General features: G+C 52.3%; 22 protein-coding genes. 17 read left to right on the forward strand and 5 right to left on the reverse strand.

All coding sequences use genetic code 11. From position 1 onward, the window contains the following. The first annotated feature begins 7 nt into the window (after window positions 1–7). The 13 genes from EUZ85_RS16060 to EUZ85_RS16120 all read left to right on the forward strand — a co-directional run bounded on the left by EUZ85_RS16060 (window position 8) and on the right by EUZ85_RS16120 (window position 12088). Entirely contained in the window at window positions 8–985 is a 978-nt protein-coding gene (locus EUZ85_RS16060) for an ATP-binding protein (RefSeq protein WP_127970240.1), read from the forward strand. Window positions 986–1251: 266 nt separating this feature from the next. Then, a complete protein-coding gene (locus EUZ85_RS16065; RefSeq protein ID WP_241567055.1) occupies window positions 1252–5406 on the forward strand; it encodes an RHS repeat-associated core domain-containing protein in 4155 nt (1384 codons plus the stop codon). Continuing rightward, a complete protein-coding gene (locus EUZ85_RS16070) occupies window positions 5403–5618 on the forward strand; it encodes a hypothetical protein (protein ID WP_127970241.1) in 216 nt (71 codons plus the stop codon). The genes EUZ85_RS16065 and EUZ85_RS16070 overlap by 4 nt, the downstream gene beginning before the upstream one ends. A gap of 153 nt (window positions 5619–5771) precedes the next feature. Further along, on the forward strand, window positions 5772–6242 hold the full coding sequence (locus tag EUZ85_RS16075) for a hypothetical protein (protein ID WP_127970242.1): 471 nt from the start codon (window positions 5772–5774) through the stop codon (window positions 6240–6242). 80 nt (window positions 6243–6322) lie between these two features. Next, the gene (locus tag EUZ85_RS16080; RefSeq protein ID WP_127970243.1) at window positions 6323–6745 is read left to right on the forward strand and encodes a hypothetical protein; all 423 of its coding nucleotides are present in this window, start codon (window positions 6323–6325) and stop codon (window positions 6743–6745) included. Window positions 6746–6853: 108 nt separating this feature from the next. Then, window positions 6854–7123, forward strand: a complete 270-nt coding sequence (locus EUZ85_RS16085; RefSeq protein WP_127970244.1) for an immunity protein Tsi6 family protein — start codon at window positions 6854–6856, stop codon at window positions 7121–7123. Between the two features lie 67 nt (window positions 7124–7190). Continuing rightward, window positions 7191–8168: a DUF4123 domain-containing protein gene (locus EUZ85_RS16090; RefSeq protein ID WP_127970245.1), complete on the forward strand. Its 978-nt coding sequence runs from the start codon at window positions 7191–7193 to the stop codon at window positions 8166–8168. Next, a complete protein-coding gene (locus EUZ85_RS16095; protein ID WP_127970246.1) occupies window positions 8165–8809 on the forward strand; it encodes a hypothetical protein in 645 nt (214 codons plus the stop codon). The genes EUZ85_RS16090 and EUZ85_RS16095 overlap by 4 nt, the downstream gene beginning before the upstream one ends. Window positions 8810–8813: 4 nt before the next feature. Then, window positions 8814–9530 (forward strand): SMI1/KNR4 family protein, encoded by a 717-nt coding sequence (locus EUZ85_RS16100; protein ID WP_127970247.1) that lies wholly within the window; start codon window positions 8814–8816, stop codon window positions 9528–9530. Between the two features lie 551 nt (window positions 9531–10081). Then, window positions 10082–10864, forward strand: a complete 783-nt coding sequence (locus EUZ85_RS16105; protein WP_127970248.1) for a hypothetical protein — start codon at window positions 10082–10084, stop codon at window positions 10862–10864. 131 nt (window positions 10865–10995) lie between these two features. Then, window positions 10996–11319 (forward strand): hypothetical protein, encoded by a 324-nt coding sequence (locus EUZ85_RS16110; protein WP_127970249.1) that lies wholly within the window; start codon window positions 10996–10998, stop codon window positions 11317–11319. A 227-nt stretch (window positions 11320–11546) separates the two neighbouring features. Beyond that, window positions 11547–11828, forward strand: coding sequence for a hypothetical protein (locus EUZ85_RS16115; RefSeq protein WP_127970250.1), 282 nt, complete (start codon window positions 11547–11549; stop codon window positions 11826–11828). Continuing rightward, window positions 11822–12088: a hypothetical protein gene (locus EUZ85_RS16120; protein WP_241567056.1), complete on the forward strand. Its 267-nt coding sequence runs from the start codon at window positions 11822–11824 to the stop codon at window positions 12086–12088. Before EUZ85_RS16115 ends, EUZ85_RS16120 begins: the two co-directional genes overlap by 7 nt. A 69-nt stretch (window positions 12089–12157) precedes the next feature. Here the strand turns inward: EUZ85_RS16120 and EUZ85_RS16125 are convergent, their stop codons facing one another. Together EUZ85_RS16125 and EUZ85_RS16130 are read right to left on the reverse strand one after the other, a co-directional pair. Beyond that, complete coding sequence (locus tag EUZ85_RS16125; RefSeq protein ID WP_127970251.1) at window positions 12158–15286, reverse strand: efflux RND transporter permease subunit; 3129 nt, start codon at window positions 15284–15286, stop codon at window positions 12158–12160. Further along, the gene (locus tag EUZ85_RS16130; protein WP_127970252.1) at window positions 15283–16377 is read right to left on the reverse strand and encodes an efflux RND transporter periplasmic adaptor subunit; all 1095 of its coding nucleotides are present in this window, start codon (window positions 16375–16377) and stop codon (window positions 15283–15285) included. Before EUZ85_RS16130 ends, EUZ85_RS16125 begins: the two co-directional genes overlap by 4 nt. Window positions 16378–16746: 369 nt before the next feature. Here EUZ85_RS16130 and EUZ85_RS16135 point away from each other — a divergent pair, with 369 nt between their 5' ends. After that, the gene (locus EUZ85_RS16135) at window positions 16747–17733 is read left to right on the forward strand and encodes an amidoligase family protein (RefSeq protein ID WP_127970253.1); all 987 of its coding nucleotides are present in this window, start codon (window positions 16747–16749) and stop codon (window positions 17731–17733) included. Then, window positions 17706–18407, forward strand: coding sequence for a gamma-glutamyl-gamma-aminobutyrate hydrolase family protein (locus EUZ85_RS16140; RefSeq protein WP_127970254.1), 702 nt, complete (start codon window positions 17706–17708; stop codon window positions 18405–18407). Before EUZ85_RS16135 ends, EUZ85_RS16140 begins: the two co-directional genes overlap by 28 nt. Here the strand turns inward: EUZ85_RS16140 and tcyN are convergent. Genes tcyN through tcyJ form a run of 3 tightly spaced genes read right to left on the reverse strand, consistent with a single transcriptional unit; the run spans window position 18383 to window position 20630 of the window. Continuing rightward, window positions 18383–19159, reverse strand: a complete 777-nt coding sequence (gene tcyN, locus EUZ85_RS16145) for an L-cystine ABC transporter ATP-binding protein TcyN (protein WP_127970255.1) — start codon at window positions 19157–19159, stop codon at window positions 18383–18385. The two genes, EUZ85_RS16140 and tcyN, sit on opposite strands and share 25 nt — an antisense overlap. Window positions 19160–19164: 5 nt before the next feature. After that, window positions 19165–19833, reverse strand: a complete 669-nt coding sequence (gene tcyL, locus EUZ85_RS16150; RefSeq protein WP_127970256.1) for a cystine ABC transporter permease — start codon at window positions 19831–19833, stop codon at window positions 19165–19167. After that, window positions 19830–20630, reverse strand: coding sequence for a cystine ABC transporter substrate-binding protein (tcyJ, locus tag EUZ85_RS16155; RefSeq protein WP_127970257.1), 801 nt, complete (start codon window positions 20628–20630; stop codon window positions 19830–19832). The genes tcyL and tcyJ overlap by 4 nt, the downstream gene beginning before the upstream one ends. A 296-nt stretch (window positions 20631–20926) precedes the next feature. Between tcyJ and EUZ85_RS16160 the strand changes: the two genes are divergently transcribed. Together EUZ85_RS16160 and EUZ85_RS16165 are read left to right on the forward strand one after the other, a co-directional pair. Continuing rightward, complete coding sequence (locus tag EUZ85_RS16160) at window positions 20927–21865, forward strand: hypothetical protein (protein WP_127970258.1); 939 nt, start codon at window positions 20927–20929, stop codon at window positions 21863–21865. A 116-nt stretch (window positions 21866–21981) separates the two neighbouring features. After that, the gene (locus EUZ85_RS16165) at window positions 21982–22488 is read left to right on the forward strand and encodes a hypothetical protein (RefSeq protein ID WP_127970259.1); all 507 of its coding nucleotides are present in this window, start codon (window positions 21982–21984) and stop codon (window positions 22486–22488) included. Window positions 22489–22657: the final 169 nt, after the last annotated feature.

A 22657-nucleotide genomic window follows, 5' to 3' on the forward strand; every position in this document is an offset into this window, starting at 1 on the left:
ATGAAGCATGTTGTCCTTTAAAGACGCGGTGAGAAAACGTCCTGGCATGTACTTTGGCGATATCGACCACAATGCCGTCAATCATGTTATCTACGAGCTAGTCGCAAATGTTGTGGATTTATTTTTGGCGGGTAGGGCGACGACATTGAAGGTGGATGTCAGTGAGTGTGAAATTATAGTCATTGATGACGGCCCGGGCTTTCCATTTCCAGTAGAAGATAGCGCCCACAATCTTGTCGAACGCTATCTCACCCACCATCATGATAAACCGACGGCGGATGATCATGCTCCCCATGTACACGTGCTGGGAGGAGGGCTGGGGTTGGCGGCGGTAAACGCAGTTTCTGAGACGCTGACTATCGAAAGCTCTAATGGCGCATGGCGATGGAGACAGGTATTCGGAAAGGGTGATGTATTTGCGCCGTTGGAAAGTTTCAGGTACGACGGCCCTAGCGGCAGTTCCATTAAACTCTCTCTTGATCCGTCAGTGTTTCATAATCGTTTGCCTGACTTCTTTCAGCTCAGAAAAGCGATGTTTGAGTTAGCTCACTTATACTCTGGACTGATTGTAGAGTTTGATGGAGAACGCTATGTCTCTAAACAGGGGCTGTTGGAACTGGCTTATCTGATGTGGAGCGGACCAAAATGGGCTTTTAACCCTAAAATGTTCCGGTTCAAAGGCCAAACAGAAGATGTTGGGTTTGAAGTGGCCGCTATCGGCGATGGAGGCTCTCCACCTTGCTATAAATCCTGGGTGAATGGTTGCGAGACGGAAGAGCATGGCGCGCATGTTAACGGACTCCGCCAGGCATTGAACGACGCAGGTTGGGCGCCGGACATTGCGTTGATCAGTATTGTTATGCATGATCCGAAATTCGCGGGACCGGTGAAAAGTCGCCTTTGCAACCGGAGGGTTAAGAGTCTAATTGCAGAAGCTTTAGCTGATCCCTTGAAGATGTTTAAGAGCAAGTCAGAAGATAATTGACGCCATCATCACAAAAACGTTGCTTACATCACGAAATAACCACCTGAATAATGAAGGAAAATTCCCAGTATTAACGCTTAACTGGCTACGTATGCGCGTAAATCAAGCTCATGGAGATTGGCGCGACGTGTCGTAAGGCAAGTGGGCGGTATGTGTCGTTGTTAGTTTTAGGATGTTCGCTGATCGCCCCCAGTTACCAGTAACCGTTTTCATGACGCCATGGCCCGTTTGGCTTGCTGTGTCGCTTTACAAAGGACGTACTCCGAATGTATTCCACTCGCAGTTATGTATTTAAGCATTGGTCTGACATCACCGTTGCGGACCTGCCGTTTGTTGAATCTCCCTTTTTCGCTTCCAGCTATGCCGAGCGTTGTCTGAACATAGACGCCAAAGTCGGCGATGTCGTTAATCACTTAAAGGGGAGTCACTTTCGCTCATCGTTTGGCGGGTTTCCCGGCCGCGGTTCACGGCATCTGCGTAAGTGGAAAGAAGACTTTGTTAAAGGGCTCGAACGAGGCGAAATCCTGTTGGTCTTTACCGACAAGAAAAAGCCGTTTTGCTCTGTTGTGAGCGAGAGCGAAGACGGCCTCAAGCCCAATGTGTCTGAATTGACTTTGGCCGTGCGTCTGATTAATCGCGCCAACCCCGCACCACCGCCCCCTCCGGCGATTACCGGCGAAGTCATGGACGTCACTGCGCTTAATGGCAACCCAGGTTGGAGCAGTAAGCCAAGGGAGTCTACGAGTCACCAATCCGCGCCCAAGACTTACACACCCGCACAGCCTCAGACCGAAACAACAGAGGCGGACCAGAGTGACGTCAGTGAAGAGACCGGAGGCAACGACAACGGTTCTACGACGCCAAGTAACGATAACGTCTGTAAAAGAGGCGAACCCATCAGCATGGTCACCGGCGAGGAATTGCTGGATCTGACCGATTTCACCGTCGCCGGCCCTCTGCCGATTATCTGGAAACGCACCTACAAATCCTCCAATCCCCATCAACGTGGTCTGGGTGTGGGCTGGACCCACATGCTGTGTCAGCAGCTGGAGGAGCAGGAAGGGCGTCTGGTCTTCACCACGAACGAAGGCCGCTACATTGATTTTCCTTTGGCGGAACCCGGCCAGACCGTCCGCAACTCGGCTGAGCATTTGGAGCTGCGTCGGATTGACGACACTCACTACGTACTGAAACAACGCGGCGAGCCCATCCGCTTGTTTGTGGGCGCTGGCGGCGTTTACCGTCTGGAAGGATTGCTGGATGGCGTCGGCAATGGCGTGCGTATTCAATACTGGCAGAACCTGGACGGCTACGAGCGACCGGTCACCCTTATTCAGACCAGCTGGGGTAAACGCCTGTACGTGTTGCATAACGCCCAGGGACTGATCTGCGAGATCCAGTCGCTGCGCGCGGACGGCGATGTGGACACCCTGGCCAAGTACGAATACGACGACGCCCAGGATCTGGTGCAGGTGCGGGACCCCGCCGGCGCGGGCGAATCCTACGCCTATCGCAATCACGTTATCACCCGCCGCACCCTGAAGACCGGTTTTAGTTTCTATTTCGAATGGAGCCGCTACGACAAAGCCGCGCGCTGTGTGCGTCAGTGGGGCGACCAGGGCGTTTATGACTACCGCTTCGAATGGGACCCGGCCAACAAGACATCCCACGCTATTGACAGCAACGGCGGCAGAACCACTTTCCACTATGATGATCGCGGCCAGATCGTTAAAGAAATCGATCCAGAGGGCGGCATCACCCGACGCCTGTACGACAACGCCGGCAATCTGGTGGAGCAGACCGATCCCAACGGCCACAGCACCCACTACGCCTACAATGACAACGGCCAGTTAACCGCTCTGATCGACGCCAACGGCGGCCATTACAAGATCGACTACAACGACGACGGCATGCCGGTGGCGATCACCAATGCACTGGGCCATGTCTGGCGCCGCGAGTACAACGAACAGGGCCTGCTGGCCCGCATCACTGATCCGGAAGGCGCGCAGACCCAGTACGAATACAACGCCCAGGGCCTGCCGCAAAAGATCATCGACGCCCTGGGACAGGCCCGGGAACTGCAGTGGAACCGGGAAGGCCAACTGGTCAGCGAAACGGACAACCAGCACACCACCCGTTACGCCTACAACGCGCAGGGACAGGTCCGCGCCGCCACCGATCATCAGGGACAGACCACGGCCTATCAGTACGATCGCAACGGCAACGTCACCGAAGTCAAACGCCCGGACGGCTCCGTCCTGAAAATGCGTTACAACGCCAATGACCAGCTGACGCACTTTATCGACGCCGCCGGCCGTTGCACTGAATACGTTTATGACGGTCTGACCCAGGTGCGCAAACGCATCGACCCGGCTGGTCAAACCTTTGAGTATCTGTACGATAAAGAACGCAACCTGATTGGCCTGATCAACGAAAAGGGCGAGCGCTATGAACTGGCCTATGACCGCAACGAGCGCTTGATTCAGGAAATCGGCTTCGACGGTCGGGTGCAGCAATATCAGTATGACCCGGCGGGCCATCTGAAGGCGCATATCGAAGGCGTACACGAAGACGAACGCATTCGCGCGCAACACACCACATTGTTCAAACGCGACCCCATGGGACGCCTGCGTGAAAAGCACAGTCCGGATGGCGACATCAGCCGCTTCGCCTACAACGCCAACGGACAATTAACGCAGGCCAGCAACCCTTACCGCACCTTGGAATTCTCCTATACGCCCACGGGACGTCTGGCGGAGGAAGTTCAGGACGGGCAGCGATTGCGTCACGAATACAACCCGCTGGGCGCCCGCATCAAGTCCCTGTTGCCGGACGGCGGCGTCCTTGGCTTTGGCTATGACCGTCACGGTCTGTTCACCCAGGTCAGCCACAACGGCGACGTATTGGCCAGTATCGAACGGGACCAGGACGGGCGCGAATTGCGTCGCCGCCAGGGCGCGGCGGAATCCCGCTACGACTACGACGTCATGGGACGCCTGATCCGTCATCGGGTCAGCCATCGTCAGAGCAAAGCGCGCATCATTGAGCGCAGCTACGGTTATGACGCCAGCGGTAATCTGGCGCTCATCGACGACCTGAAAAAAGGAACCACCCATTACCGTTACGACGCTCTCGATCGTTTGAAAACAGTCGAAGGCTATTGCAACGAAGAATTCGCCTTCGACCCGGCGGGCAATATTCTCGACGGCCAGAATCAGGCCAAGGGCAACCGCCTGAACTTCCACGGCGACCGCCACTTCGAATATGACGCCGCCGGCAACCTGATACTCGAAAAACGCGGCAAAGGCGGCAAGCTGGAAACCCGTTACCAGTACAACAAACAGAACCAACTGGTCGCTATTGAAAAAGACGGGCAAAAGACGGAGTACCAATACGACGCCCTGGGACGTCGCATCGCCAAACAGGACGCCTTCGGCAAGACCGAGTTCCTCTGGAACGGCGACGTGCTGCTCTCGGAACAGCGCAACCACCTGCACAAAGTCTACGTCTACGAACCCAACAGCTTCCGCCCGCTGGCGTTCATTCAGGACAAACAGGTCTACCACTACCACCTGGACCACTTGGGCACGCCACAGGAAATGACCAATGCGGAAGGCGAAGTCGTCTGGTCCGCCCGCTACAAAGCCTACGGAAACCTGGCGCTGCAAGACGTCGAAGAAGTACAGAACCCACTGCGCTTCCAGGGCCAATACTACGACGAAGAAACCGGCCTGCACTACAACCGGCACCGCTACTACGACCCCGGCGCCGCACGGTTTATCAACCAGGACCCTGTTGGACTATTGGGGGGAGACAACAATTATCAATATGCGCCGAATCCTACGGGGTGGGTGGACCCGTTTGGGTTGACTTGTAAGGAAAACAGCTGGAACACTTTCCAAAGCCGAACAAAAGGACACTTTTCAAGCAGCTCGGCAGCCTCAGAAAGCTATCAGCAAATGAAGAAAGTCAAGGCTATGCCAAAAGGCGAGCGCCCTGACCCTTCAACTTATCTCCCTCAATCATATATAGATGCACATCTTCAAAAATTTGCTGGTGGCGCTTCATACATTGTCCCTACAGAAATACTTGATAAATATGGCAGAGACATTTTGGGTTGGCCTGATAACTCTCAATTCGTAATGTCAAAAGAAGAAATGGATAATTTAATTAAAAATGCAGATGGAGACATCGCCTTTATAGAAAAAGAACTAGGTATTCCTGAGGGCGCTTGGCAAGGGAGAGCGTTAACGCAAATAGTTGTTGATGATCCTGCTTCACTTAATCTGAGGATGCCAAAAGGTACAGAGATGGGAGCAAATGATGAATGGCTGCCAGGAGGTTACCTGCCGACTGGTAAGTCAGAGGCCGTCATGGATAATATTCCTGCGTCGAAGTTTACAGAGAAGAAAATAACATGAAAGAAATAGTATCCCAAAAAAAGTGGGTATATACCTTATATAGGACTGAAGATGGCCTGCTCTTATCTGTGGTATGTGGTGGAGTAGCTATGTTTGAGGTTGACGTACTGTTATCCAAAGAAGAGGCTTTTCAAGTACAACGAGATGAAGGTTTTTTGGATTTACTTGCAGAAAAAATCAGGAATAATCCTAAACAATATATGCAATATTAATTTTTAACCAGCCTTAGACTATAGACTGCATAAACTAGTATTATGGCTCCGTGTTACATTCCGCGCTGAGCTATGGCCTCATAGCTGCGCGGTTTATCAGCCGCAACCCTGTCGGCTTGCTGGGAAGAGACAACAACTTTATTAGTTGCAAAAATGCCAGAAAACTTATTTCAAAAGTCAGTTAATAATAGTGAGACTAATAGCTTCTTCAGGGGTGAAGGAGCGTATTACTCACATAATCCAATGGATGGGCAACATTGTTATGGCGTGCGCCTTTCTGGAGATGTCAATAAATTTATTCACTCTGGGCCAGGGAAAGCGGATGAATTTAGCTATTACTTTAAGAAGTTTGTAGACTCACTAAGCCCAACTTATGAAGATCTTGGGCATCTATTGGCGAACCTAGCGGAGGTAACTAGGTTGAGGCGTCAAGGCTTATTGAGTGGGGTGGAGATTGATAAGCAGACTGAGTCTGATATCGCAGTTTCAATAAAAAAATACTTCCAGAACTTAAAGCACCAAGATGATAGTGACCATCTTATTAAGCTATACCTGGGGCTAATCGAAAGAGATAACTCCATTGCTGTAGATAGTATTCTCAAAGACTACCTCTCGGGAGTCTGATTGATGCTGTAGGAGCATGCGGGTTAATCCTCATGTTCCTACATCGCCCAGAAACAAGGACTGCTGTATTTGGATGAATTGTGAACTCTATCCATGCCACTAGTGGGAAGAATAAGTTGCTCAAATTGAATATTATTTCACTTCTCAAGCTTACAGAAGAGGAAGTTGATGTTGGCTTCTGTGAATGCTGCAGAAAGCAAGATCTAAATTCCTGGGAAAATATTACTCCAGACATTAGTGAAAGTATCAGGGCCGTGGCAGAGTTTGAAGGCGCAGAAGACTCAATTAAAAAGAATGGCTATACCGAATATCACGCAGACGGTACAAATTATTGGAGCAAGGATGCTCCAATAGCCATTCATTTTTACCCTTACCATGAGTCATATATAAATGTTTGCATGATTTGTAAGGCGGTATTTTTAACCTATACCGAATGTGCAGGCCATGGGCCGCAGAACAGGATCAGATATGTAGATAAAAAGCTTGTGACAGATAATTACTGAATTGTCAGTGATTAGACCATTATGCAGTATGCGCTGGGCCATAGCAGTAGGCGAACAAAGCTAATCTCCGCTAGCGCTAATAAAGGGAGCTGTAAAGCGGGTGGTTGGATGAATAAAAAAGAAACACTATGCGAAGCTATAGCAATAAATGAAGAAAGGCTTAAGCTAGCGCCGGATTATGAAATTTATCATAGTATATCTAGGCAGCTTAATTATTTGCTTACGATAATTGATGGAAAGGAAAAAGATAAAAGTAAGCTAGATAAAATAATTCTTGGGCACTTCGCCGTTAGAGAGTTTGAAGAGTTAGACCCAGAATTGTCGCAAATTTTAAAGAAGTGTCAAAATATTGCATTTGATTTGGAGCTAGAAAGTTAGATATAGGCGTCTGCTGATCTGTCTGGAAAAGGTGTTAAGGAGTTTAAAGGAGTGAAACGCATAATTTATGTCCACTAATGATGCGAATTTGTACGAAAAGCCGACACTAACAATCTTCAAAGGGTGTTGTCCTGGTTATCGACATTATTATGCGCTGATTGATTGCGCCAGTAATGATGGACTATATCCTGCGATTACCCAGAGCTCCTGCGATAGTTCCACTCTTTTTTGGCCAAAGGTTGGTGAGGAATTAAAAGCTGCATCTCCTTATATAGTTGAGCTGCAGGAAGGCAGCTTCAGCAACTGGTTGTTTGAAGAAACATGGGGAAAAAGTTGGGGGATGTTTTTAGCAAGCAATAAGCCCATGCCTGATCTGGTGCGACATTTTCGGCGAATTGCTAAAGTTCGCGGCCCCAATTACGAGAACTGGTACTTTAGGTATTGTGATCCACGCTTTCTCGGCGCACTGCTACCAACCTGCGATTTGACGCAGCTAAACAAAATTATGGGAGATATTGGCGTTTTCTGGATGGAGGGTGACGAGCCTTCGTTTTCTCGTCGGTATCGGCGCATGGGTAGTGAGCTTGAAGTGCGTACTAGTAATGACACAGGAGCAGAGGTCGATTTATACATAACTGACCTTAGCAAACATCCCGAATCTAGTGGTCTGGGAATGAAAATTAGACCAGATCAACGGGATCTTTTGGCCAAAGTTAGTGCGGACGCATATGTTCGGCGAATGGTAAAACTGTTTAAGAGGCGTTATACAAAAAAGCTACAGCCCTTGAGTGACAATGAGCTTTTTGAGCGCTTTGAGGCTGCGATCAAGCAAGCCCAAAGTATAGGAGCCACCATTCGCCAGGATGCTTTCTTCTTTCTCAATATCTGTGTGCTATACGGTTGGGACTTTATGGACAATAAGTCCTTGGCTTGGATTCGCTCTGATTATCTTGAGAATAGAAATTTTGGCTCCTTGAGTCGCCGCCTGGAAGCGCTTTATTACTACTGTAAAAGTCAGCCAATAATGGAAGAAGTACTAGCATGATGGATGAAAGTGAATTCGAAAAGGAAGGCTTGGGGAGTGAGGCTAACCTTAATGAGGTGGCGGGAAACTACTGTCCAAACAGTAAATCTGAAACAGAAATTAACCAGAGACCAGAAACGGCATATAAATACCCCCCAAGAACACGTGAGGCTCAAGAGGAAGCAAGAAAGGTTATAGAGTCGATGGAAGGGGTGATAAGTAAGAAAAGCAGCCCCGCAGTTAATGTCTTTACACATCAAGATGGCCGTATCAGTGTAGGTTTGTCAGGAAATGTGGCCTCAGAAAAATTTCAGAATAATAGAGAAAAGTTACAGCAGGTATTGGATAAGAAATACGGTTATGGGAAGTACAGTGTATGTGATAAAACACTTGGCGAAGAGGATGGTGTTGCTCAAATAGACGGAGGAAATATGCCGGGAGCTTGTGCAGAGCCAAAATGTGCTGTATCTGCCAGTGAAATAGATAGCCCGATAACCGGAATGTCAACTCAGTGGAGAGGGAAGACTGCTAATCCTCATGCGTATTCTGGACCTGATAAGGATGAAATAAAAGAATATATTAGTACGGAAATGAATCCTTGCGATACATGTTCTGATAAATATAATGAAAAAGTATATATGAAGAAGGCGATGAAGGGGTGAATATATGAGCTGGGCGCATGAAATAAAAGAAAAGTATCGCTGTATTGATGAAAATCTAGATAATTCGGTGCTAGGTGCTAGCGATAAAGAAATTAATGAACTACAAGATACTGTCGGGAAGAAACTCCCAGAAGATTATGTAAGTTTTCTAGAAGTTTTTGGAATAAACGATGGCGGGCTGCTAAGTAGTATTCCAGCATTTACGGATGTGAAAAACCTAATTCTAACTTATGAGGAAATTGACGAGTTTCCTGAGGATTTTCCTGAAGGTGATTGGATGATTGTTGGTGCAGGACATGCAGGAATCGATCTTGCAATGAACGTATCTAATGGTCTTGTTCATTATAGTAGTTGCGGTGATATTGGTCAGTTCTATGCTGATAGCTTCAAAAAGCTAGTGTGTCAGAAAGCCTATGTAAAGTATGAGATATTAAGTTGTGCGGAAAGTGTACACATATCATCCTCGGTTAAATCTGTTGAGGAGTGTCTAAAGTGTTACAACAAAAATGAAACGTATAAAGAAATAAGCAGAATGCTGAGGGAGTTTGGCCCTCCAATAGATGAATTGTGTGATCAGATTAGGATTGTTGGAGAAGGTGAGAATATAAAATATTTCGCAGAGATTACTGAGCAAGGAGGACTAATGCTGTATTTTGGTGGTTATGGAGCTGATAAGGCGGGACAGAGATATGCGAAGATTATTGGGGCAAATATAAATTGAGATAGCGCTGCTTCTGGATAACTGAAGGCGCAGTCCTCAGTAACTTAGAGATTAATGATTTTTTAGCCATACTCCTACGGATGCTTGCTGGCTTCATGATCTGTATATAAGGTGATTATGAACTCCTGCTTTAGCTGTATTGAGCTTTAACAGACTTCTCCTGAAAAATCAGAGACCTGAATTTTTGTTACCATACTACTAAGTGGAAGTGTTATTTTAGGTTCTTACAGCGGTTTAAGTTGGTAGTTGTATTGTATCTTTCTGTCTCTAGGTCATTAGGCTGGGATGAAGGAGTGCAGAGCTTTAAGATGTGTGGCGAAATAAGTCGTTGAATGGGAGTGTCCTTTTTAATTTATACGTGATGCTCGGCGCTAATCAGTAAGGTAAGTATCTAAAGTAGTCCATAAATTCTGCAATAATTCTACTCTTTCCTGGTCAGAATTTGGTGAGCAGTTAAAAGCTGTACATCCTTGTACAGTTGAGCTGAAATAAGGCAGATTTAGTAATTGGTTTTTTGAAGCGGCACCCTGATTAAATTACTGGAAATATATATGAAAATGCCTGAGTTAATAGGGACTGGCTGGCTCACTTTAGAGCAAGGGACTACTTATCAATATCCGATGCCTGAAGCCACTAAAATGGCGCTTAGCGAAGTGAACTGTGACCCCTGGCTTCGGCTTATTTTTGTATTTGAAGAAGCTAAAGAGGGACGTTTTAAGCACGTCGACTTGGTTTTGGATATTTTGAAAACGCCTGATTTGTTTGATCTTCACGAATATGCGATTAGGTTGCTCGGTTTTTGTGCACCTATAAGTGCACTAAGAGAGCTGTCTAAGATGGTGGTTGAGCTAAACTATGATTTAAGAATTGAAGCATATGATGCGTTGAGAAATTCCGGAAGGCTTGAATTTATTGAGGACTATTTGGAATTCAAACGTAAGGCGTCCGGTGATGAGCTCCAGACTATTAAGGATAGAATTTCAGATATTTTAGAGAATAATGAATGCATTTTCTCTGATGACTACAACGATATACCTGCGCCCAGCTACGAAAAGATGGCCAGGGATAAAGTGTCCGAACTTGAAAAATTATACGGGGAAGACTCATTTGTGCTTCAAGGGCAGGAAGTGAATGTGGAGTTTATCTCGAAGCAGTTAGAGGCTGAGATCGACTTTGTTCCCAATGAGGGTGATAGCATTTTCTTTAATAATACCTTATTTATAAACTACGTGGAGCTTTTCGAATCTATGACAGGTGTCTCTAGCTCTAACATGCTTAATGACGAGTTAATGCCAAACAAGATTGCTATTATTTCTATACTGAAAAAAGTTTAAGAATAATTTTGAAATCAATAAGTTTCCACGTCATGGGAGAATGCTTTTTGGGCATAAAATAGACTGATCAGCTTGCTCATAATCAGAAAAGAATTTGGCCACTACTCTATCTTTTAAAGGGGATAAACGATATGGAACAACTGAATGTATTTCAGGAGCATGGCGGTGTTCTCTACACTAAGATAGGACGCGCGACTATTACTTTTTTTGGATATCAAATGGCTGTTCAAGGAGGTCGTTTAACTATACGTCCTACAAGCGTAGAAGTTGATATAGCTGAAGAAGAGGAAAGAGTTTTACAGAACTATATGCAGCCTCTTGAGGCAAAACATCTATACTCTAAAGCCAGATCTGCGATTAATGAAATGTTTTTTTTGGAAACCAATAAAACAGAAAAGACATTCTTTTTGAAAAAATTAAAAGAAGAGATTGGTGCGCTCATAAATGAAACTTGAGTGTAGAAGCTATGAGAGATAAATCTTGACCAGCAAACCCAACACATTTGAGTACGCCATCAATCACAATGAAACAGATGACTTTTCCGTGGTAAAGGTCGGTATTTCGTGCGTAGTCCGGATTATTTTGGACATGTGCATGGGGCTAATATCCGTGGCCAAGTCTGTCGTTTTGTGGGTGAGTCCGAAGAGAATGGTGAGATATTCGAACAGGCTTTTTGGCTTATATGACTGGGCTTGACGTGACGGGTGAGAAGCTTTCTCATCTACTGGCGAATCTGTCTTCTTATTTTGCGGAAAAGAACCGGGGACGGATGGCGGAGGTTAACCTCTTTTCGAGTCATGACAGCCCGGCGGCGCAACTCTTACGGCGTTATTTGGCTTTACTGCATCACGCTGGCCTATATGACGCAGCGAAGCCTGATCTGGAGATTCATGCGAGCTATATCGAAAAGCTTGGAAGCGATGTGGTCTTTGCCTGTATGAAAGAGGTTGAAGAGACGTGTTGAAGGTTATTTTCAAAGAGGCGTATTCCTATTTGCTGATGCAGGATGGTGAGGTTTGGTATCTGACTTTTCTGACTGGCGGGCCTTTTGTTCAGGATATCAGCGTTAAATTGAATGAGCAGGAAATCGCCAGGGTGAGGGATAACCAAGTCGCAGCGGCGCAGTTGGCCAGGGAGTTTTTGCGGGATAGTGCGTTGTATGAAGGGCGAAGAATTACTCCAGCTGTCCACCCAAAGCAAACTCCAAATGCGCCGTCTCATTGATGATAAGAGTGTGCTAAAGGATGTAACCCACCGGCAGGCTTCCCTCCCGACGGGTTGATAGGAGTGAATCTAATCCGCCAGATGCTCTATGGCGTGGTCTTCATGCAGCTTGAGTTCTTCTTCCAACTGCTTTTCCACCGCTTTGGGCGAGCGGGTTTTGCGGGCCAGCAGGCTGTACGCTACGGGAACGATAAACACGGTAAACAAGGTGGCCGCGGAGACGCCCCAAAGGATGACGATGCCGATGACTGAGCGGGTTTCCGAGCCAGGTCCGTCGGACAACATCAAGGGCACGGCGCCGGCGATGGTGGTGACCGCGGTCATCAGAATCGGTCTGAGACGGGCCATGGACGCCTCCACCAGGGCGTTGTCGAAGGTGAGCCCCTGGTCGCGTAGTTGGTTGGTGAACTCGACGATCAAAATGCCGTTTTTTGCGGCGAGTCCCACCAGCATGATCAGGCCTATTTGCGTGTACAGATTGAGAGAGTTGCCGGTAACGTAGAGCCCGAGCATGCCGCCGGCCACCGCCAACGGCACCGTCAGCATGATTACGAACGGATGCACATAACTCTCGAATTGCGCCGCCAGCACCAGAAACACAATCAGAATGCCTAATACTAACGTGGTCGCCAGCGCGGTTCCCGCTTCGCGGAAATCGGCGGATTGGCCTTTGTAGTCAATCTGGGCGTGAGCGGGCAGGCGGGTTTCCACCAGATTCTCCAGATAGCTCAGCGCTTTGCCCAGAGTGAGGGAATCCTCCAGGTTGGCTTCCAAGGTGATCGCACGCAGGCGATTGAAGCGATTGAGATTGCTGGAGTCGGCGAATTCGCGCAGGGTGACCACGCTGGACAAAGGAATCAACTCGCCGCTGCGTTGAGAGCGCACATAAATATTTTGAATGCTGGCGGGGGTGCGTTGCGCGTCGCGTTCGCCTTCGACGATCACGTCGTATTCCTGGCCGTTATCCAGATAAGTGGTGATGGTGCGGCCGCCGAGAACAGACTCTAGCGTGCGACCGATATCCTGCACTTTTACCCCCAGGTCGGCGGCGCGATCATAGTTGATCTGCACGGACAGGTAAGGGCGGGTTTCCTTGTAATCGAAGTCCACGCCGGCGAGGCCGGGATTGGAGGCGTCGATTTCCTGGGACAGAATGTCGCGCCATTCCGCCAGCTCCTCATAAGTGCCGCCGCCGATGACAAATTGCACTGGCTTGGAGATGCCGCCGCCGAACCCCTGCCGCATGACCGGGAAGGCGCGCACGCCCGGCAAGTCCGATAGAGATTTGCGTACATCGTCCATGATGTCCCAGGCGGAACGTCGCTCACCCCAGGGGCTCAGCGCCACCAGGGCGAATCCCGAGTTGAAGTTCTCGATATTGCCGAACCCGCGCGGCGCCCGCACCAGCACCCGTTGCGCCTCGCCGGAATCGACGAACTTCATCAAGCGTCGCTCAATCTCATTCATGTAATCGAGCATGTAGTCGTAAGTCGCGCCTTCCGGACCGTTCACCAGAATAAAGAACGCCCCGCGGTCTTCTTTGGGCGCGTACTCTTCCGGCAAGTCCTTATAGAGCCAGACAGAGCCCGCGCAAATCGCCAGCATCAGCGCCACAAACAGCCAGCGCACCTTGAGACAGGCCGCCAGCATGGCGCCATAGGCATGCTGTACTTTATGGAAGAAATGACCGCCTTCGCTCAGGCCCTGGGCTTTGTCGTCATTAGGCAAAATCTTCGACGCCAGGGCGGGGGACAGGGTGAGGGCGATGACGCTGGAAAACGCCACGGCGGCGGCCAGCGTCAGGGCGAATTCGGAGAACAGGCGACCGATGTCGCCCTGCAGGAAGGCGATTGGCACGAATACGGCGATCAGCACCATAGTGGTGGCGATAACCGCGAAGCCGATCTGACGACTGCCGCGAAATGACGCCACCAGCCGCGTCTCATTGTGCTCATGCATGCGACGATAAATGTTCTCCAGCACGACAATGGCGTCGTCCACCACCATGCCGATGGCCAGCACCAGCGCCAGCAGCGTGAACATATTGATGGTGAAATCGAAGGCGTACAGGGCGCAGAAGGTGGCGATCAGGGAGATCGGCACCGTAACCGCCGGCACCAGAGTGGCGCGCAAATCCCGCAGGAAAGCCCAAATCACCAGGATGACCAGCCCGATGGCGATAAACAGGGTTTTCACCACTTCGTTGATGGCGCCTTCTACAAAGACGGAGGAGTCGTAGCTGGCTTGCAGGGTCATGCCTTCCGGCAAGGTGGGATTGATGCGCTTGGCCTGGGCCTGCACTGCGCGGGCTACATCCAGCACGTTGGCGGTGGACTGTTTGGTGACTCCCACGCCGACCATGGTTTCGCCGTTGCCGCGGAAGATACCTCTTTCTTCCACGGAGCCCAGCTCTACTTTGGCGACATCGCCAAGGCGGATAAGATAGCCATCCTGTCCTGCGCCGATCACCAGTTTGCGGAAGTCTTCTGGAGTATGGAAATTGCGCTCGGTGCGTACGGTGAACTGGGTGTCCCGGGATTCGATGCTGCCTGCCGGCAACTCTACGTTCTCCGCCCGCAGCGCCCCTTCGATATCCGTCACCGTAATGCGTCGCGCCGCCATGGCGCTGCGATCCAGCCAGATGCGCATGGCGTAGATCTTGCCGCCGCCGACCCGTACGCGGGCGACGCCGTCCAACACAGACAGACGATCCACCAGATAGCGATTGGCGTAGTCGGTCAGCTCCGGCACGGTCATGTTGGTGGCGGACAGGTTCAACCACAGAATGACGTCGTCGCTGCTGTCCTCTTTGGCGATATCCGGCGGCTCCGCTTCCGCCGGCAGGTTGTCGGCGATACGGGAGACGCGGTCGCGAATGTCGTTGGTGGCGGCGTCGATATCGCGGCCGATGTCGAACTCTATGGTGATGCGGGAGCGTCCGTTGCTGGACTGGGAAGAAATCGACACGATGCCCTGCACCCCGGAAATGCGTTCTTCGATCACCTCGGTGATACGCGTTTCCACCACATTGGCGGCGGCGCCGGGATAGTCGGTGGTGACACTGACCACGGGAGGATCAATGGCGGGATATTCCCTTAACGGCAAGCGCTCAAAGCAGAGATAACCGAAGGCGATGAGCAACAGTCCGATCACCGAAGCGAACACCGGGCGTTTGACGGAGAGGTCTGAGAGCATCATTCCGTTTGTTCCGCCTGCTTCTCGCCTTGTAACAGCTTGGCGACGTTGAGGGCGCCGTCATCCACAGCGATGACTTTTACCGTGGAGCCGTCGGAGATTTTAACCAGACCATGACTGATAACCAAGTCGCCTTCCTCTAGGCCCTTCAGAATCTCCACCTTACCGGCTTTGCGGGAGCCGATTTCCACCTGTCTGCGTTGCGCTCTGGCCGGTTCGCCTTCCGCCACCACAAAAACGTAGTGAGCGGTTCCCACTGTTGAGATGGCGCTTTCTGGAATCACCAGGGTGGTGCGTGGGCGTGACTGCAGGTCCAGCTGCAGCAACATGCCGGTCAGTAGCATGCGTCCCGGGTTATCGAAGGCGGCCCGCGCCTGCACGGTGCGTGTGACCGGGTCGACCCGCGGAGAAATGCTCTTAAGTTCGCCTGTGAATGTCTGGCCGGGGTAAGCACTGGTTTCAGCTTCCACTTTTAACCCCGGCTTCAGGTTGGCGAGGAAAACCGAAGGGATAGCGAAGTCCACTTTGACGACGCTGAGATCATCCAGCGTGGTCAGCACGTCGCTGGGTTCCACCAGCGCGCCCACACTGATATGGCGCAAGCCGAGTACGCCGTTGAACGGCGCGGTGATCTGATGGGCTGCGATGCGGGTGCGAATGGCCTCGATTTCCGCCTGACTTTGATCCACGCGGGCGCGGGCCGCATCCAGATCCGCCTCGCTGCCGACGCGGCGGTTGTAAAGCTCCTGGGCTCGGCGATAAGCGCTCTCCCGCTCAGCCTGTACCGCCAGGGTGGAGCGCAGATTGGCCTGTTCTTCTTCATCATCCAGCTTGATCAGCAGGTCGCCGCGCTTGACGCTGGCCCCGTCTTCAAAATGAATGCTGATCACTTTCTCGGTGATTTTTGGCGTGATATTGACCGACTCATTAGCGTTGACTGTGCCCAACGCTTCGATTTTGTCGTAATAGGGAGTGGATTGCGCGGATGCGGCGATGACTGAGGTGGGCGGTCTACCGGCGGCGTGCAGCAGTCCTGTGAGACTGATACCAATCAGGGCCGCGGCAAGCGCCCCGTTCAGCATTCGTGAAGACATGTCCTGAGTCCTTAGCCTGAAACGTGAATACAAGCGCATCGTGCGCGCCGGCGGATACGGGGCGGCCTGGCGTTGTGCTCGCTTCGGACGCTGGCGGCGGCGCCAACATGGGCGTCATGGTTATACGAGAAAGATTATCACTTTGATCTGGGCGCTTCAGTAGAATTCTGTGCGTCTGAATTCTTCGTAATCTTTCCTTGCAGGCGGCGCGCTTTCTGGCTTTTACACACATCGGAAGCCGCTTTGTCTACGTATAAAGCCAATTGTGGACGGCGTATGAAGCAGGCGCCGCAGCCAGCGGGCGACGTCGGATGCTACAATGCCAATTATGAATCCGCAGCGCCAAGGCGCCATTACGGAGGTCTCTGCATGAATGCCGGCGACAATAGCTTCAAAACTCCATCCATCGTTCGCCGAGGCGACGGAGAGGTGCGGCTGGTCGGGTTTGAGCTGGAGTTCACCGGGCTGACACTGGAGCAAACCGTGGCCGCGCTGCAAACTGCGTTGGGCGCGCAGGTCATCTCCGGTTCAGCGGCGGAAAAAAAGCTTCATGTCGACTCGTTGGGGAAGTTCAGTGTTGAAGTGGATTGGGATTACTTCAAACGTCAGGCCGCCCAGCAACAAGGAGAGGAAGAAGACGAGTGGGTGCAACTGCTGGGTCAGGCGGCGAAGCTGCTGGTTCCGATGGAAGTAGTGTGCCCACCCTTGCCGATCACCAGCCTCACTGCGCTGGACCCTATGGTCGTCGCCCTGAGAGACGCCGGCGCCCAAGGCACGGAAGACTCGCCCATCGCCGCCTACGGCGTGCACATCAACCCGGAGATTCCCTCCCTCGATGCCGCGGCCATCGCCGCCTACCTGAAGGCGTTCAGCCTGCTGCAATGGTGGCTGGTGGAGCGTCTGCAAGTGGATATGACCCGACGCATCAGCCCTTATATCGATCTTTACCCTGAGTCATACGTGCGCCAACTTTTGTCGGACCCGGCGCCGAACCTGGATCGGCTGTTTATTGACTACCTCGCCTATAATCCTACCCGTAACCGTGCGTTGGACATGCTGCCGCTGCTAATGGAAATAGATGGCGAGCGGGTACGGCGCGCTGTGGACGATGAGCGTATTCAGGCGCGTCCAACCTTTCACTATCGCCTGCCGAACTCATTGATCGACCGCCCTGACTGGAGCTTGGCGGTTCCCTGGAACAGTTGGTGGGTGGTGGAGGAGCTGGCCTGTCGTCCTGATGATATTGAACGACTTAGCGCTGCTTATCTGGACGCGTGGCGCCCGCTATTGGGCGTCAGTCGCCATGATTGGATAGAGACCATGGAACAATGGATACAAGACTCCGGGTTGGCGTAACCGGCAGCGGCCGCAAGTGGTCGCCATCCTGGTGGTGCGCGCAGTTAGCGCTGCGCATGGCGGGCGCGCATCCGGAGCGCATCAGTGTGCGTCATGCCCCCAGTGGCATTCCCTTGGACGCCCTGATTATTGGAGGCGGCGACGATATCAGCCCGGAACACTACAACGGCGATATCAATGAGAAAGTCAAAATAGACCCGGATCGTGACGCTCTGGAAATCGCCTGGATTCACAAAGCCCTGGAGCACAACATCCCGCTGTTGGGCATCTGTCGCGGCGCGCAACTGATCAACTGCGTGCTGGGCGGGGCGCTGCATCAGGACATTCGTCATATGCGCAAGCTCACCTATAACCGGCCGGGATTGCTGCCCACCAAACAGGTTCAGCTGGAAAAGGACTCTCGGATGTCCGCCATCTGCGGCTCCAGAAAACTGCGTGTCAATAGCTTGCATCACCAGGCGATCAAGGTGCCCGGCGCTGGCCTGAAAGTAGTGGGGCGCGATCTGGACTTTATCGTGCAGGCGGTGGAATGCGTCAGCGGCCGCAAGATCATCGGCGTGCAGTGGCACCCGGAATATCTGTTTTATCTGCCGTCGCAGTTCGCGTTGTTTCGCTGGCTATTGCAGGAGCAACCGCACCGGAAGCATGCTCACGCGTCTTCCGGCAGGGGCTGAGTGGCGTTGTCGCCGAGGAACTTGTTCAGGAACTGGCGGGTGCGCGCTTCTTTAGGGTTGCTGAACAACGTCTTGGCGTCTCCTTGCTCCACGATGACGCCGCCGTCGATGAATATGGCGCGATTGGCCACGTCCCGGGCGAAACTCATTTCATGAGTGACGATCACCATGGTGCGCTTTTCCTCCGCCAGGCTGCGAATCGTCGCCAGCACTTCGCCCACCAGCTCGGGATCAAGGGCGGAGGTCGGTTCGTCGAACAGAATCACGTCCGGCTCCATGGCGAGGGCGCGGGCGATGGCTACCCGTTGTTGCTGTCCGCCGGAAAGGCGTTTGGGATAAGAATCCTCTTTACCCGTAAGACCGACACGGGCCAGCAGGCTGCGGCCTTTGGCGGCGGCCTGTTCGCGAGACTCCTTTTTCACCACCACGGGGCCTTCCATCACGTTTTCCAGCGCCGTGCGGTGAGGAAACAGATTGAAGTTCTGAAAGACGAAACCGACATGCTGGCGCAGCTTGCGTATCAGACCTTGCTGCGGACCCAGAGGGCGATCGGCGTCGATCTCGAAATCACCGACGCGGATGTGGCCGCCGCTGGGCTCTTCCAGCAGATTCATACAGCGCAGCAGCGTGGTTTTACCTGAGCCGCTGGGACCGATAATAGCGACCACTTCACCGGGCTGAATCTCCAGGTCAATGCCTTTCAGCACGGCTTGTCCTTTGAATTGCTTGGTCAGATTGCGCAGGGTGATCATATCAATCAGGCGTCCTTTTCATGCAGATTGACCCGGGCTTCCAGGCGGTTCTGCAAGTGTGCGAGAAGGCTGGCGAGCACCCAGTAAATCAGCGCTGCGGCCAGGTACATGGTGAATATTTCGAAGGTGCGGGCCGTGATCAGTTGCGCCTGCCGGAACAGCTCGGGCACCTGGATCGTCGCCGCCAGAGCGGTGTCTTTCACCAATGAGATAAAACTATTGCCCAAAGGGGGCAGGGCGGTGCGCGCAGCTTGCGGGAGTATGGTGCGATACAGCGTCTGCGTGCGGGTCATGCCGATACTGGCGGCGGCCTCCCATTGTCCCCGATCGATGGAGGCGATGGCGGCGCGTAGGATTTCCGCCGCGTAGGCGGCCATGTTCAGAGAGAAACCGATCAGCGCGGCGGTCAGCGGTTCAAGACGGACGCCCAGCTGCGGCAACCCGTAGTAAATCATGAACAGTTGCACCAGTAGCGGGGTGCCGCGGAAGAAAGAAATATAGATCCGGGCGGTCCAGTCCAGGGCGCGGAAACTGGACAGCCGCATCATCGCCAGCGTGAAACCCAGTATCAGGCCGAAAAACATACCGCCGAGACTGAGCCCGACGGTGTATCCGGCGCCTTTCAGCAGGAATGGGGCGGAGTCCGCAATCAGCTTGAGGCTGCTTTCGATCATTGCGTTACGTCAGCCTTGAACCATTTCTCCGACAGTTTTTGCAGCGTGCCGTCTTCGCGCATTTTAGCGATGGCTTTGTCGATGGCCGCCAGCAGTTCGGGGTTGCCTTTACGCAGCGCCACGCCCGCTTCCTGACGGGAGAAGGGCGCCCCGGACAGAGTCAGCGCGTCGCCGGTTTTGTTCAGCAGTTCGAAGGCGGCGAAGCGGTCGATCAGAATGGCGTCGATGCGGCCGAAGCGCAGATCCTGGTATTTGGTGGGGTCGTCGTCGTAGGTTTTTACTTCCGCCTGCGGCGCGTTTTCACGCAACCAGGATTCATAGTTGGTGCCCAGACCAACACCCACTTTCATTCCAGCCAAGTCGGAAGGTCCGTTGATTTCGCTCTCCAGATCCTTGCGGGTCAGCGCCTGAATGCCGGAAACCGTGTACGGGGCGGAGAAGTCATATTTCTGTTTGCGCGCATCGGAAATGGTCACCTGATTGATCACCACGTCCAGACGTTCGGATTCCAGCGCCGCGAGCAGACCGTCCCACTTGGTGGTCTGATATTCCGCTTTCACGCCCAGCTGATCCGCCAGCGCTTTGGCGAACTCCACCTCGAAGCCAGTAAGCTGGCCGTTTTCATCCTGATAGTTAAACGGAGGGTAAGTGCCTTCCAGGCCCACCTGGATGGAGCCCCTTTTTTGAATGCTTTGCAGCAGGTCTTCTGCGGCGAAGCTGGGGGTGACTAACGCGGAGACAAGGGCCAGACCCAGGCCGCCAAGTACAAGAGTGCGACGTAAGCGATTGAATTTCATAAAAGCCTCCCATGGCCTGTGATAAAGATCGGGCAATTCTAGGTGTCTTCTTATATGCAATAAAATAATTAAAAATTATGTACTAATTCGTTTTATGAATATTGCTTCTGAACTTTCGTGACAATGTCACATTTTTGCGTCCAAAAAGTTAACTGCCCCCTGATCCGCCCCTTCGTAAACTGAACCCATCCTGATAACAGGCAACGACAAAACCAGCGTCGTTGCAGCAAGGTTTCCAACAGGCTGCGCCCTCAGATCAGCGCGGAGCCCATGGATCATAAATGCAGGAGGCAGCTATGAAAACCATTCATTTTTCCATCGCTATCGTTTTAGGCGCGGCGATCAGCGTCGCCGCCATTTATTTATTCGGGGGGAGTGCGGAGCCGGTTAAACCGAGCGTTGAAGTCGCTTCCGTGGCGCCTGTTAAAGCGACTGCCTCTGATCGCAATACGCCAGCCTACGCAGAGGAAGAGATCACTACGCTTGCGACGGAAGCTACGCCTGCGGACGGAACCATCACCGTCGCCGCCAACGGATTGGTGACGGTCAATGTGAATGCTTATCCCCTGTCGTTACTGACTAACAAATTGGAAGCGCTGACCGGGGTGCGTTTTTATCTGGATGACCGTCTACGGGACACCAAGCTGTCCTTGCTGGTGCTCAACGCGTCCATTCCCGACGCCATGAAGCGCCTCTCCCACACTTATAACCATGCGGACCTGTATCACGGCGAGTCTCTGGCGGCGATCAGTCTGTATCCAAAAGAGCAGATTGAGCTGACAGAATCCTTGTTGTTTCTCAACGCCAGTTTGTATGCGTCCGCGCCGGTCGAGTCGGTGGACGACAATCCTGTGACTCAGTATCGCACCAGTCTCATGGGCGCTGAGCCGGATCAGGCGGCAACCCTGTTCGAACAAGGGGTGCAGTCCTCAGATGCAGATACCCGTGCTATGGCGTTGAGCGCTTACGCGGAACGGGGCGAAGCCGCGCCGTTTGAGCAATTGAGCCGCTTGGCGCGGCAGGATCCTTCTCCGTTGGTGCGCGCCATCGCCTTCAACCAGTTGATGGGGCAGGAAAGTATTGACGTCTCCGTCAGACGCGATCTGGCGTTGGCGATGCAAAGCGACAGCGATCCCTTCGTCAAAGAGCAGGCGACGGCCATTCTCACCGCTCTTTCCGCAACCAGTAGCGTGGCGGCCCTGACCGACAACGAACAACAGGCGCAGACGCCTTAAGCCTTTCACATTTTTCCAGAACTCACAGAGCACACATTCCCTCGTCGTCGCCGTAGCTGTTTAGACGATGAGTGGGCGGTGCGCGCCTCAATACGAGCAAACAAGAGGGCATTACTATGAAAACCAAACAAAGACTCATCTCCTTGACCGCTGGCGCGCTGTTAGGCGCAGCCTCTGCTTTCAGTTTCGCGGATGTGGAATCCAGCGTGTATTACCTTAGCCCGGTCATCTATTCAGACGGTGCGGCGCATGCGCTGCCGATCACCTCCAGTGGCGGCACCATCGCCTATGTCTACGCCAGCAACGTGGACACCCGGGCGGTGTTCTTCAATGCAGAATGCGCTGTGCAGTCTGCTGACAATTTCACCTGGTTCGATATTAATCTGGAGGTGACTTATCCCAACGGAACGGTCTCCATCATTGCGCCATCGAGCAGCGACAATGCATTCTGCACCGGCCATGGGAATAACATTCTGGGAACCTGGAGCAGCAATGAAACCCATGGAACCTTCTACGCCTCGCAAACCGGCTGGTATCGCATTCGCGTGATCGGCCAGTTGATGGGCTACACCAGTGGCGAACGGGTGCGCATGGATGACATGTCCCTGATCGTAATGGATTAAAGGCGGATTAGGAGAGCGCCAACGCGTATCTCAATCATGTGGAGGCCGGCGTCAGTCGGCCTCTTTTTGCGCAAAGCGCCCCGTCAGCTTCCCGGCGCTGGTCAAAATTGCGCTTTGGATAATGACGCCCCACGCCTGGTTTCTCAGTCACTCCGGCCCCGTAAAGGGG

The organism is Hahella sp. KA22 (assembly GCF_004135205.1).
In the GTDB taxonomy this organism is placed as follows: Bacteria; Pseudomonadota; Gammaproteobacteria; order Pseudomonadales; family Oleiphilaceae; genus Hahella.

What these genes read in the sequence shown, in the direction of transcription:
- EUZ85_RS16060 (WP_127970240.1), top strand. Translation starts at nt 8, where the DNA reads ATGTTGTCCTTTAAAGACGCGGTGAGAAAACGTCCTGGCATGTACTTT.
- EUZ85_RS16065 (WP_241567055.1), top strand. Translation starts at nt 1,252, where the DNA reads ATGTATTCCACTCGCAGTTATGTATTTAAGCATTGGTCTGACATCACC.
- EUZ85_RS16070 (WP_127970241.1), top strand. Translation starts at nt 5,403, where the DNA reads ATGAAAGAAATAGTATCCCAAAAAAAGTGGGTATATACCTTATATAGG.
- EUZ85_RS16075 (WP_127970242.1), top strand. Translation starts at nt 5,772, where the DNA reads ATGCCAGAAAACTTATTTCAAAAGTCAGTTAATAATAGTGAGACTAAT.
- EUZ85_RS16085 (WP_127970244.1), top strand. Translation starts at nt 6,854, where the DNA reads ATGAATAAAAAAGAAACACTATGCGAAGCTATAGCAATAAATGAAGAA.
- EUZ85_RS16090 (WP_127970245.1), top strand. Translation starts at nt 7,191, where the DNA reads ATGTCCACTAATGATGCGAATTTGTACGAAAAGCCGACACTAACAATC.
- EUZ85_RS16095 (WP_127970246.1), top strand. Translation starts at nt 8,165, where the DNA reads ATGATGGATGAAAGTGAATTCGAAAAGGAAGGCTTGGGGAGTGAGGCT.
- EUZ85_RS16100 (WP_127970247.1), top strand. Translation starts at nt 8,814, where the DNA reads ATGAGCTGGGCGCATGAAATAAAAGAAAAGTATCGCTGTATTGATGAA.
- EUZ85_RS16105 (WP_127970248.1), top strand. Translation starts at nt 10,082, where the DNA reads ATGAAAATGCCTGAGTTAATAGGGACTGGCTGGCTCACTTTAGAGCAA.
- EUZ85_RS16110 (WP_127970249.1), top strand. Translation starts at nt 10,996, where the DNA reads ATGGAACAACTGAATGTATTTCAGGAGCATGGCGGTGTTCTCTACACT.
- EUZ85_RS16115 (WP_127970250.1), top strand. Translation starts at nt 11,547, where the DNA reads ATGACTGGGCTTGACGTGACGGGTGAGAAGCTTTCTCATCTACTGGCG.
- EUZ85_RS16125 (WP_127970251.1), bottom strand. Translation starts at nt 15,286, where the DNA reads ATGATGCTCTCAGACCTCTCCGTCAAACGCCCGGTGTTCGCTTCGGTG.
- EUZ85_RS16130 (WP_127970252.1), bottom strand. Translation starts at nt 16,377, where the DNA reads ATGTCTTCACGAATGCTGAACGGGGCGCTTGCCGCGGCCCTGATTGGT.
- EUZ85_RS16135 (WP_127970253.1), top strand. Translation starts at nt 16,747, where the DNA reads ATGAATGCCGGCGACAATAGCTTCAAAACTCCATCCATCGTTCGCCGA.
- EUZ85_RS16140 (WP_127970254.1), top strand. Translation starts at nt 17,706, where the DNA reads ATGGATACAAGACTCCGGGTTGGCGTAACCGGCAGCGGCCGCAAGTGG.
- tcyN (WP_127970255.1), bottom strand. Translation starts at nt 19,159, where the DNA reads ATGATCACCCTGCGCAATCTGACCAAGCAATTCAAAGGACAAGCCGTG.
- tcyL (WP_127970256.1), bottom strand. Translation starts at nt 19,833, where the DNA reads ATGATCGAAAGCAGCCTCAAGCTGATTGCGGACTCCGCCCCATTCCTG.
- tcyJ (WP_127970257.1), bottom strand. Translation starts at nt 20,630, where the DNA reads ATGAAATTCAATCGCTTACGTCGCACTCTTGTACTTGGCGGCCTGGGT.
- EUZ85_RS16160 (WP_127970258.1), top strand. Translation starts at nt 20,927, where the DNA reads ATGAAAACCATTCATTTTTCCATCGCTATCGTTTTAGGCGCGGCGATC.
- EUZ85_RS16165 (WP_127970259.1), top strand. Translation starts at nt 21,982, where the DNA reads ATGAAAACCAAACAAAGACTCATCTCCTTGACCGCTGGCGCGCTGTTA.